The 12,139-nt window shown below is 39.5% G+C and carries 9 protein-coding genes; all 9 read left to right on the plus strand.

Features of this window, described 5'->3' with window-relative positions:
* Positions 1-7 precede the first annotated feature (7 nt).
* Positions 8-1,036 (plus strand): LacI family DNA-binding transcriptional regulator, encoded by a 1,029-nt coding sequence (locus ABVM50_RS09005; RefSeq protein WP_405198257.1) that lies wholly within the window; start codon positions 8-10, stop codon positions 1,034-1,036.
* Between the two features lie 129 nt (positions 1,037-1,165).
* A complete protein-coding gene (locus ABVM50_RS09010) occupies positions 1,166-2,599 on the plus strand; it encodes an MFS transporter (RefSeq protein ID WP_141877288.1) in 1,434 nt (477 codons plus the stop codon).
* Positions 2,586-3,266, plus strand: coding sequence for a beta-phosphoglucomutase (pgmB, locus tag ABVM50_RS09015; protein WP_405198258.1), 681 nt, complete (start codon positions 2,586-2,588; stop codon positions 3,264-3,266). Before ABVM50_RS09010 ends, pgmB begins: the two co-directional genes overlap by 14 nt.
* On the plus strand, positions 3,266-5,572 hold the full coding sequence (locus ABVM50_RS09020; protein WP_405198259.1) for a glycoside hydrolase family 65 protein: 2,307 nt from the start codon (positions 3,266-3,268) through the stop codon (positions 5,570-5,572). Before pgmB ends, ABVM50_RS09020 begins: the two co-directional genes overlap by 1 nt.
* Before the next feature lie 48 nt (positions 5,573-5,620).
* Positions 5,621-7,489, plus strand: coding sequence for a glycoside hydrolase family 13 protein (locus tag ABVM50_RS09025; protein ID WP_405198260.1), 1,869 nt, complete (start codon positions 5,621-5,623; stop codon positions 7,487-7,489).
* Positions 7,490-7,494: 5 nt separating this feature from the next.
* Positions 7,495-8,940 carry an alpha-amylase family glycosyl hydrolase gene (locus ABVM50_RS09030; protein ID WP_405198261.1) on the plus strand — a complete coding sequence of 482 codons (1,446 nt, stop codon included), beginning with the start codon at positions 7,495-7,497 and terminating at the stop codon, positions 8,938-8,940.
* Between the two features lie 125 nt (positions 8,941-9,065).
* Complete coding sequence (pfkA, locus tag ABVM50_RS09035; RefSeq protein ID WP_405198262.1) at positions 9,066-10,052, plus strand: 6-phosphofructokinase; 987 nt, start codon at positions 9,066-9,068, stop codon at positions 10,050-10,052.
* A 16-nt stretch (positions 10,053-10,068) separates the two neighbouring features.
* Positions 10,069-11,067, plus strand: coding sequence for a type I glyceraldehyde-3-phosphate dehydrogenase (gap, locus tag ABVM50_RS09040; RefSeq protein ID WP_405198263.1), 999 nt, complete (start codon positions 10,069-10,071; stop codon positions 11,065-11,067).
* A gap of 78 nt (positions 11,068-11,145) precedes the next feature.
* The gene (locus ABVM50_RS09045) at positions 11,146-12,003 is read left to right on the plus strand and encodes a BadF/BadG/BcrA/BcrD ATPase family protein (RefSeq protein ID WP_141877295.1); all 858 of its coding nucleotides are present in this window, start codon (positions 11,146-11,148) and stop codon (positions 12,001-12,003) included.
* The last annotated feature ends 136 nt before the right edge of the window (positions 12,004-12,139 follow it).

Below are 12,139 nucleotides of genomic sequence, written 5' to 3' on the forward strand. Positions count from 1 at the left end.
GAAAAGAATGAAGCCGAAACTTACCCTTAAGAAAATTGCGAAAGAGCTTGATGTATCTATCTCCACCGTTTCAAAAGCACTTCGAGACAGCTCAGAGATTGGTGAAGAAACACGTGCCAAGATCAAGGCTTTTGCAAAACATTATAATTATAAGCCTAATAACATTGCATTAAGTCTTAAGAATCGGAAAACCAAGACAATAGGGATCATTATTCCCGAAATTGTACATCACTTCTTTACGACAGTTATTAGTGGAGTGGAAAAAGTAGCCAACGAAATGGGATATAACGTTTTGGTGTGCCTTTCAGATAATTCATTTGACAAAGAGGTTCTGAATATGGAAATGCTGGCGAATGGTAGTACTGATGGATTTATTCTATCACTTGCCAAGGAAACCATGCAAAAAGGGGATTATCATCACCTTGCGGAAGTGATCAACCAGGGAATGCCTTGTGTGCTTTTTGACCGCGTTGCTGAAGATATTTCCTGCGATAAGGTGATCATTGATGATGTTACCGGAGGGAAAAAAGCTGTTCAACACCTTATTGATATAGGCTGCAGGAAGATCGCTCTTATTTCTACCGTGGATTATGTGAGTGTGGGTAAACTGCGTACGCATGGTTATAAGCAGGCTTTAGCTGAAAATGGTATAAGTATAAATGAAGATCTTATTCTGAAGATCGAGGAAATGGAAGACAGCGAGAAGGAAATTGAAGATTTTCTGAAAGAACGCGATGTAGACGGAGTCTTTGCTGTGAATGAGCATTTTGCCATTTCTGCTGTTAAATCCATTCAGGATCAGGGGAAAAAGGTTCCAGATGATGTATCTGTAATTGGCTTTACAGATGGTGAATTGTCAAAAAGATTTATTCCGAGTTTGACGACGGTAAGTCAGCATGGGATGAGAATGGGCGAGGAGTCTGCCCGTCTTTTGATAGAGAAACTTGAGCGCACACCTAGCGAAGATGACTATTACAAGACTATTATTGTAGAGACCGGTCTGGTGGTAAGAGATTCAACAAAATCGAGGAAATAGCTATTGCGTTTTAAAAAAACTATATATTTGCCGTAGTTGAAATTTTATCAGAACTTATATTTTTACTTCCTATCTTTTATAAGTTTTGATAAGTCTTAGTGCTTATCGTAGAACAATCAAAATCACGATATGCAAAAACCCCGTTTAAAGTTTTGGGATATCTGGAACATGAGTTTCGGATTTCTGGGTATACAATTTGGTTTCGCGCTTCAAGGCTCGACCATGTCCCGTATATTCGAAACATTAGGTGCTGAAAAGGACAACATTCCATTATTATGGATCGCTGCTCCACTGGCAGGCCTTATCGTGCAACCAATTATTGGTTATTTAAGCGATAATACCTGGCATAAGAGTTTAGGTAGAAGAAGACCATTTTTCCTCCTTGGAGCCATACTTAGTTCCATTGCTCTCTTGCTAATGCCATACTCTTCTGCAGTATGGATGGCAGCAGGGTTGTTACTTGTGCTAGATGCCTCCATTAATATATCCATGGAACCATTCCGTGCCCTGGTAGCAGATAAGTTACCAGATTCACAAAGAAGTTATGGATTCGTTATTCAGACATTAATTATAGGAATTGGAACCTGGGTGGCCAGTAACCTCCCGAAATTCATGAATAACGTGCTTAATATTAGTAATGAAGCCGCTCCGGGAGTAGTTCCAGAGTCGGTTCGAGTTGCTTTTATCGTTGGAGCTGTTGTCTTTATTGGGTCTATTCTGGTGACCATTTTTACTACCAAAGAATACACGCCAGAAGAAATGCAAAAATTCGAGGATGGTGATGAACCTGAAAAAGATCAGGGAATGATCAAGACCATTCTGGGAACCTATGCTTTAATGCCAAAGATCATGAAAAAACTGGGTGTAGTTCAGTTTTTCTCCTGGTTTGCATTTTTTGCCATGTGGACTTTAGCAAACCCAGCACTTACCAGTCATATTTATAATGCACCGAAACCTCAGATAGAAGAATTCGCCCAGCTGGATAGTGAAGGAGAACTTCAGTATGACGCAGACAGGGTGATTTTATTTCAGGATGACCAGGCGAGACTGGAATATTCAGCACAGGATAAGAGCTACAATGAAGCCAGTGATGATGTAGGATCCAAAATGGGAATCTACGGACTATCATCCATGGCCTTTGCGTTGCTATTAACCTTCTATACTTCAAGATTTGCGATCAATCGTAAACTCGTACATATGGGGAGTTTGATTCTTGGAGGCGCCGGATTTTTACTGATGTACTTTATTCCCGGCGACCCAGAAATGTTATATGTATGTTTTGTACTCATTGGTTTTGCCTGGGGAAGTATACTTTCCATGCCTTATGCAATGCTGTCAAGTTCGGTAGCATCATCAAAAATGGGCTTAATGATGGGTGTTTTTAATATGTTCATCGTGATTCCACAAATTATCGCAGCACTTGGAGGTGTTGTTTTTCTACAAAAACTTATTGGAGAAGAATCGATCCATGCAATGACCGTGGCAGGTGTATTCCTGTTATTCGCGGCATTTTCAAACTTATTAATTACAGATAGAAAAGCTATTAAATATGACCCAGCATAAAAAGGATACCAAAGCTGCCGTAATTTTCGATCTTGACGGAGTGATCGTCGATACGGCAAAATTTCATTTTCAAGCCTGGAAAAAACTGGCTAATGATCTTGGTTTTGATTTTACTCAAGAGCAAAACGAGCAATTAAAGGGAGTGAGCAGGGTAGAATCTCTGAAAAAGATACTGCGCTGGGGAAATATGGAACTTTCTGAAGAAGAATTTAATAGACAGATGGCATTGAAAAATGAGAATTATCTGGGCTATGTTGAAAAAATGGATGAATCTGAAATCCTTCCGGGAGTTAGAAAAATCCTTGACTATTTAAAGCAGAATAATATTCCATTCGCTTTAGGTTCTGCCAGCAAGAATGCGCGCCGAATTTTAAAGCAGATCAATTTATATGAAGAATTTGATGCGATCGTGGATGGAACCGATGTTTCAAAAGCGAAGCCAGATCCGGAAGTTTTCCTGATCGCCGCCGTAAAACTTGGTGTACAAGCAAATAATTGTGTGGTATTTGAAGATGCTCTTGCAGGAGTGCAAGCTGCCAATGCTGGAAATATGGCCAGTATCGGTATTGGGTCTGCCAGTGTTCTAGGTGAAGCAGACCATGTCTTTAATGACTTTACCGAGATCGAGATAGAATTTATAGAAAAATTATTGAGAAACGAGAAGTAATGAATCAGGATTATATAAAACCGGACGAGTGGTCCATCATTGAAGAAGAATTTGACGCAGGTAGAGTGAAATCCTCAGAAAGCCTTTTCAGTATTGGAAATGGAGCCATGGGGCAGCGTGCAAATTTTGAAGAACAGTATTCCGGACCAAGTTTCCAGGGAAGTTATATTGGAGGGGTTTATTATCCCGATAAAACCAAAGTAGGCTGGTGGAAAAATGGTTATCCCGAGTATTTTGCGAAAGTATTGAATGCTCCGAACTGGATTGGAATCAACGTTTTCGTAAACGAAGAACCACTGGATCTGTTCAATTGTAAGTCGGTTAAAAACTTTCGCCGTGAATTGAATATGAAAGAAGGTACACTTTCCAGAAGTTTTGAAGCCGAGCTTCCAAACGGAATTGTAGTGGAAGTAAAAGCTTTGCGTTTCGTCTCCATTGTTGAAGACGAGCTTGGAGCGATAAAATTTGAAATAACTCCGCTAAATCAGGATGCTGAGATCAGGTTCGATCCTTACCTTGATGGGAGTATTACTAATACTGATGCAAATTGGGAAGAACGATTCTGGGAAACTCTGGAAGTAAAGGAGGATTCTCAACGTGCCTATATTGTTAGTAAAACACTAAAAACCGGTTTCCATGTTGGAACCTTTATGCAGTCTGAAATTTTACTGAATAACGAGAAAGTTACTACTGAAGCAACTTCTTCAGTTGGAGAAGATCGTATTTCGTTCGCTTATGAAGTAAAGACTGCGAAACAGGAAACGGCTGCTCTTATAAAATATGCTGGTTATGTTTCAGATATGAACCATAAGAAAGAGCAACTGATCCAGGCGGCAGGCAAAGTTCTTGACTCGGCGACTTCAAAAGGATTTGAATCTTTAAAGAAAGATCAGAAAGAAGCATGGGCTTCGATCTGGGAAATGGCAGATATTACAATTTCCGGCGATGTAAAAGCTCAGCAGGGAATCCGTTTCAATATTTTTCAGCTTAATCAAACTTATTTAGGAGAAGACGAACGCCTGAATATTGGCCCTAAAGGATTCACTGGTGAAAAGTATGGTGGTAGTACGTATTGGGATACAGAAGCCTATTGTATTCCTTTTTATATGGCGACCAAAGATCAGAAAGTAGCACGAAAGCTACTTACGTATCGTTATAATCACCTTCAGAAAGCCAAAGAGAATGCAGAGAAATTAGGCTTTTCGAATGGTGCCGCGCTTTACCCAATGGTAACTATGAACGGTGAGGAATCCCATAATGAGTGGGAGATCACTTTCGAGGAAATTCATAGAAATGGTTCCATGATCTTTGCGATCTATAATTATGTACGTTACACCGGCGACTTCAGTTATATTCCTGAAAAAGGACTGGAAGTAATGATCGCCGTAGCCAGGTTCTGGCACCAAAGATCAAACTTCAGTAAGGATAAGAATAAGTACGTGATCCTTGGGGTGACCGGTCCTAATGAATACGAGAACAACGTAAACAATAACTGGTACACAAACTATCTTGCTAAATGGTGTATCGAATACTGTCTTGAAACTATTAATAAAGTGAAAGATGGTCACCAGGAAGATTACGCGAGAGTGATGGGTCTAACAGATCTTAATGAAGGCGAATTAGCCAAATGGAGAGAAGTTGCTGAAGAAATGTACTTCCCGTATTCTGAAGAAGATGGCGTGTATCTGCAACAGGATGGTTTTCTTGATAAAGAGATCATCCCGGTAAAAGATCTGGAGAAAAAACATAGACCAATTAACCAGAAATGGAGCTGGGATAGGATTCTTCGTTCCTGTTATATTAAACAGGCAGATGTGCTGCAGGGATTTTATTTCTTTGAAGATCATTTCAGCAAGGAGCAACTAGAAAAGCATTTCGATTATTATGAGCCGCTAACGGTTCATGAGTCTTCACTATCTCCTTGTGTCCACAGCATTCAAGCTGCGGTTCTGGGAAGAATGGAACAGGCTTATGAGTTTTATGTGAGAACTTCGAGATTGGATCTTGATGATTATAATAAGGAAGTAGAAGAAGGATGTCATATAACCAGTATGGCTGGAACCTGGATGAGTATTGTAGAAGGTTTTGGAGGTATGCGTGTGGAAAATGACCAGTTGTCTTTTAAACCACAAATCCCTGAAAACTGGAATGCTTATTCTTTCAAAGTAAACTTTAGAGATCGCATTGTCAAAGTTTCAGTTTCTTCCAAAGGAACCGAGTTCTCTCTTGAAGGATCAGAATCGCTTGATATTCAGGTAAATAATAAGGAGCTTACTTTGGTTCCTAACGAACAAATTACGGCTTAGTAATACGGCTCTCTTTTCAGGAAGGGAGCCTTTTTTTATTCAAATGATATGAGAAAAATATTAATGCTTTGTGGTCTGTTTATCGGGCTACAGGCTTTTGCCCAAATCGAGCGCGTGGAACCACCTAACTGGTGGACAGGATTTGAACAGGATAGTTTGCAGTTAATGCTATACGGAAGCAATATTGGTTCTGCGGAAGTATCTTCAGGATACCAGGGAGTTGAAGTGCTGGGAACAGAAAAAGCAGATAGCCCGAATTATTTATTCGTAAATCTTGTAATTACTGAAGCAGCCAAGCCCGGTAACATGAAACTGAATTTCAAATTCGAAGACGGTTCTTCTGAAGTCATTGATTACGAATTAAAAAAACGCGAGCAGGCTGCTGAAGATTTTGTGGGATTTGACAATTCTGATGCAATCTACCTGATCACGCCAGACCGTTTTGCTAATGGTGATTATAGTAACGATGTAGACGAAAGTCTTAACGAGAAAACTATTGATCTCGAGGATGATTACGCCCGTCATGGTGGTGACATTCGTGGAATTATAGACCATCTTGATTATATCAATGAAATGGGATTTACTGCTATCTGGTCTTCTCCGTTATTGATCAATGATATGGAGTCTGGCTCTTATCACGGTTATGCAATGACCGACTTCTATAAGGTAGATCCGCGTTTTGGAACTTTGGAAGAATACAAGGAACTGGCTCAGAAGGCAGACGAAAGAGGTATCAAATTGATCATGGATATGGTGGCAAACCATAGCGGCGTTGAGCATTGGTGGATGGATGATCTTCCATTTAAGGACTGGATCAACTACCAGGAAAAGTTTGAAAATGATGAAGAGTTGATTTATTCTAATCACCGTAGAACTGCTAACCAGGATCTATATGCTTCTGAAGCAGATAAAAAGGTGATGAGCAATGGTTGGTTCGTGGAAACAATGCCTGATTTGAACCAAAAGAACCCGTATCTGGCTAAATATATTATTCAGAACAACATTTGGTGGGTGGAAACTTTGAATCTTGGAGGAATTCGTCAAGATACATATCCTTATCCAGATATGGAATTTATGAGTGAATGGGCTGGAGCGATCATGAAGGAATATCCGAACTTCAACATTGTTGGAGAAGAATGGTCTAATAACCCACTGCTTATTCGTTACTGGCAGGATGGTATTGAAAATGGATATGATTCTAACTTGAAATCTACGATGGATTTTGCGATGCAAACTAATATCGTAAAAGGACTGAACGAGGAATCTGGCTGGGACACAGGATTGCAACGTTTATATGACGGATTGGCGAACGATTTCTCATATGCTTCCCCTGAAAATATTATGATCTTTCCAGATAATCATGATATGAGCAGAATCTATACTCAGCTTGATGAAGATGTGGAAAATACGAAGATGGCACTTAGTTACATTCTAAGCCTTCCGCGTATTGCCCAGATTTACTACGGAACTGAGATTCTTATGAATGATACTGCAAAACCAGGTGATCACGGTCTTATTAGAACCAATTTTCCTGGTGGCTGGAAAGATAGTGACAGGAATGCCTTTACCGGCAAAGGACTTTCCGAAGAAGAAAAAGATATGCAGAATTTCCTTAAAACGGTACTGAATTACAGAAAGTCCAGTAAAGCCATTCAGGAAGGAAATCTCGTGCATTTTACTCCACAAAATAAAATCTACCTTCTCTCAAGAACTTCTGGAAATGAGACGATCGTGCTGATTCTGAATAAAAATGAAGAATCTGTAGATCTTGATCTTTCCAGGTTTGATGAACTTGAACTTGAAGGAACGCAGTTTCAAAATCTTTTAACCAACGAAAAAATGACCTGGGATAAAAGCCTGGAACTTCCATCACGTGGAGCATATTTTTTCACTACAAAAATGAATAATTCAAAATAAAACAAATGAAAAAGATAACCTTTATACTGGCTCTTATGATCCTTTTTGTTTCTTGTAAGAACGAAACAAATCAGCCAGAGAATGCAGAGAACGAAACTCAAAAATACTCACTGGCGCCAGTGAATGACGATATGCTGGAGTCGGCTATAATTTATGAAGCGAATATCCGGCAGTACTCGCCAGAAGGTACATTTGATGCTTTCACGCAGGATATTCCGCAGCTTAAAGAACTTGGAGTAAAAGTGATCTGGTTAATGCCAATGTATCCTATTTCCATGAAGAAAAGGAAAGCGACCGGAGATAAATCCATTGAAGATATTGAAGATCCGGAAGAGCGTAAAAAATATCTGGGAAGCTATTATGCAATTTCAGATTACAAGGCGGTAAATCCAGATTTTGGAACCATGGAGGATTTTGATGAACTGGTTCAAACTGCTCATGAAAATGATATGTACGTTATTCTTGACTGGGTGGCGAATCATACCGGCTGGGATCATGCATGGATTGGAGAACATCCTGAATATTATACTAAAAATGACAAAGGGGAGATCACAGATCCTATCAACGATGCAACCGGAGAGCCTTGGGGCTGGACAGATGTTGCTGATCTAAATTTCGATAACGAAGGTTTAAGAGAAGCGATGAAAAAAGACATGCTTTTCTGGATCGAAGAACACGATATCGATGGGTACCGTGCAGATGCTGCACACTCGGTTCCTACAGATTTCTGGGAAGATATCGCTGCAGAACTGCGTGAAGTAAAGCCGATTTTTATGCTGGCCGAAGCAGAAAGTCCTAAAGAATTATTCCACAATGCTTTTGAAATGGGATATAACTGGGAAGGACACCATATAATGAATAGTATCGCGCAGGGAGATAAAACTGCGAAAGACTGGGATGATTATATGCAGAAGGTTGATTCTACGTTTCAGGAAGATGATTACCTGATGAATTTTGTAACTAATCACGATGAGAATTCATGGGCTGGAACCGTAGAGGAAAGAATGGGAGATGCTTCGGAAGCGATGCTGGCCATGACCTATACATTACCGGGAATGCCTTTGATCTATAGCGGACAGGAGTATGATATAAACAAAAGACTGGAGTTTTTTGTAAAAGATACTATTCCGAAGAAAAAGGGGAAAGTATATCCACTACTTGAAAAACTTGGCGAGTTAAAAACTTCCAGTGCGGCACTGCACGGAGGGAAGTCGGCTGCCTCATATAATGATGTTACAACATCTGCAGATGAAAAGGTGCTGGCGTTCAAAAGAGAGAAGAACGGAGAAACTCTTTATTATATAGCAAATATGACTGCGGAACCTGTAGAATTTTCAGCAGAAATAGAAGGTGATTTTACAGATTATATGAGCGATTCTAAAATGAAACTGACCAAAGATCAGCAGATGAGTTTTGAAGGCTGGGAATACCAAATTTTGATAAATAATTAATTAAACTGCCAATAAATTGAAAAAAGCCACATTATTGTGGCTTTTTTTATTAGTTATCAACCGAAAACGTTTTAGTTTTTTCCGAAATTAGGTAATTGGTTTGAAAGAAGTTAGCTTTGAGGGTAATGGTCGAAAAAATTAGAAATATCGCTGTTCTAACTTCCGGAGGAGATGCTCCGGGAATGAATGCTGCTATAAGAGCAGTTGTTCGTGCCTGTTCATATCATGATCTTGAATGTACAGGAATATTTCGTGGATATCAGGGGCTTATCGAAGCAGATTTCGAACCACTTGATGCACGTTCAGTTAGAAATATAATCAATAGAGGTGGGACTTTTCTGAAGTCTACCCGTTCCAAAGAATTTCAGACTAAAGAAGGTCGTCAAAAAGCCTACGATAATCTTAAAGCAAACAATGTAGATGCGCTTATCGTAATTGGTGGAGACGGTACTTTTACCGGTGGACAACTTTTCAGTAAAGAATTTGGTTTTCCGGTAGTGGGAATTCCTGCGACCATCGACAATGATATTAATGGAACCGACTTTACTCTGGGTTACGATACTGCTTTGAATACAGTTGTAGAAGCGATCGATAAGATTCGTGATACGGCAAGTTCTCATAACAGGTTGTTCCTGGTAGAAGTGATGGGACGTGATGCAGGTGATATTGCTTTGAACAGTGGTATTGGTGCTGGTGCTGAAGAAATTTTGATCCCTGAAGAAAATCTTGGTGTGGAAAGACTGCTAGATTCACTAAGAAAGAGTAAAAAAACTGGTAAAACATCCAGTATCATTGTGGTTGCAGAAGGAGATAAGAGCGGGAAGAATATTTTCGAACTCGCCTCATTTATAGAAGAGAATCTCGATGAATACGAAGTAAGAGTTTCTGTTTTAGGTCATATACAGCGTGGAGGTTCTCCAAGTTGTTTTGATCGTGTTCTTGCTAGTAAGTTAGGAGTTGGAGCGGTAGAAGCTTTGATGAACGGCGAAACCGAGATCATGGTAGGAATTCACCACCAGAAAGTCGTAAATGTAGATTTACTAACGGCTATTAAAGGTGAAGCAAAAATAGATAAAGAATTACGAAGGGTGGCAGACATCACTTCGGTATAATTAAAAACCAAAGAAAATGAGTACTAAAATTGGAATTAATGGATTTGGTCGTATTGGAAGAATTGCTTTCAGAATTGCGGCGCAAAGCGAAAAAGTAGAAGTTGTAGCTATCAACGATCTTCTTGATGTAGATCATTTGGCATATTTACTGAAGTATGATTCCGTTCACGGAAAATACGCAGGTTCTATCGAGGTAAAAGACGGAAGTCTTATCGTTGACGGAAACAAAATTAGAGTTACTTCAGAAAAAAATCCAGCAGACCTTAAATGGGGTGATGCTGGAGTTGATGTAGTAATGGATTGTACTGGAATCTTCACAGATCTTGATAACGCGCAGGCTCACCTTGATGCTGGTGCCAGAAAGGTTGTAATTTCAGCTCCTTCTAAAACTGCTCCAATGTTCGTAATGGGAGTAAACCACCAGGATGTAAAAGCAGATCAGAACATCGTTTCTAATGCTTCCTGTACTACAAACTGTCTTGCACCACTTGCAAAAGTGATCGATGATGAGTTTGGTCTTGTAGAAGGATTGATGACTACTGTTCACGCAACTACATCTACTCAATTTACGGTAGATTCTCCGTCTAGGAAAAACTTCAGACTTGGAAGAAGCGCAATGGCGAATATCATCCCAAGTTCAACTGGAGCTGCAGTAGCAGTAACTAAAGTAATTCCTTCTCTTAAAGGAAAACTTACTGGGATGGCATTTAGAGTTCCAACTACAGATGTTTCTGTAGTGGATCTTACTGTAAAAACTGAAAAGTCTACTAGTTACGAAGAGATCAAAGCTGCTTTCAAAAAGGCTGCTGAAGGAGATTACAAAGGTGTGATTTCTTATACTGAAGAAGAAGTAGTAAGCCAGGATTACGTATCAGATCCACATACCTGTAATTTTGATGCAGGTGCTGGTATCGAACTTAATGATAAGTTCTTTAAGCTAATCGCATGGTACGATAACGAATATGGATATTCTTCCAAGCTTGTAGATCTTGCAGCTCACGTAGCTTCACTATAATACATTCTGAATAAAACTAATTAGCAGTTCGGTGTTACAGCTGAACTGCTTTCTTTTCAATTTAATCCATCTCAGAACATGATATTGATTGCCGATGGCGGGTCCACAAAATGTGACTGGATCTTACTGAACAATGAAGGTGAACAGATTTTCAAAACCAGAAGTAAAGGTTTGAATCCTGCTGTTTTTAAGGAAGCTGTTCTTGAAGAACGACTTGCTGAAAATCCTGAACTTGCTGAAGTAAGAGATACGATCGAAAAAGTACATTTTTATGGTGCCGGTTGCGGTACACCAACTCCTACTGAACTTCTTAGAAGCATTATCGCGAACTATTTCACGAATGCAGATGAGGTAAAAGTGATGGAAGATACGGTAGCAGCTGTTTATGCTGCGACTACTGAGCCTGGTATCGTATGTATTCTTGGTACTGGATCCAATAGCTGTTATTTTGATGGTGAAAATATCACTCAGGCAGTTGCATCTCTCGGTTATATTCTAATGGATGAAGCCAGTGGTAATTACTTCGGAAAAAGACTGATCCGTGATTACTACTACAAACGAATGCCTCCTGAAATTGCTGAAAAATTTGAGCAAAAGTTCGACCTCAATTCAGATACCATTAAGATGAACCTGTATCGTAAGGACAATCCTAATACGTATCTGGCACATTTCGCAGAATTTATTTTTACGAATGAGCGTAATGGCTACTTCTATAAGTTGCTACACGAAGGACTTTCAGATTTTGTTCATTCAAGAGTGATGAGCTATCCACAGGTAACATCTGTTCCTGTTCATTTTATAGGTTCTATCGCATATTTCAGTCAGGATATTATTAAGGCAGTTTTACAACCATACGGAATCGAAGTTGGAAATATCGTGAGAAGACCCATTGATGCATTAATTGAATATTACCGTCAAAATGTGATCGGTAAATAGTAAAACTCATTTTCAATAATTAAAAAGACTCGCAAATCGCGGGTCTTTTTTTTTATGAAAAATTTGGCGATACAACTTATTGGAGTTGTATCACTTATAAGTTTAAAATGTACATTTAGCGGCGTTTAACGACCCT

Origin of the sequence: Christiangramia sp. LLG6405-1, from assembly GCF_045055805.1 — a bacterium.
Classification (GTDB): domain Bacteria; phylum Bacteroidota; class Bacteroidia; order Flavobacteriales; family Flavobacteriaceae; genus Christiangramia.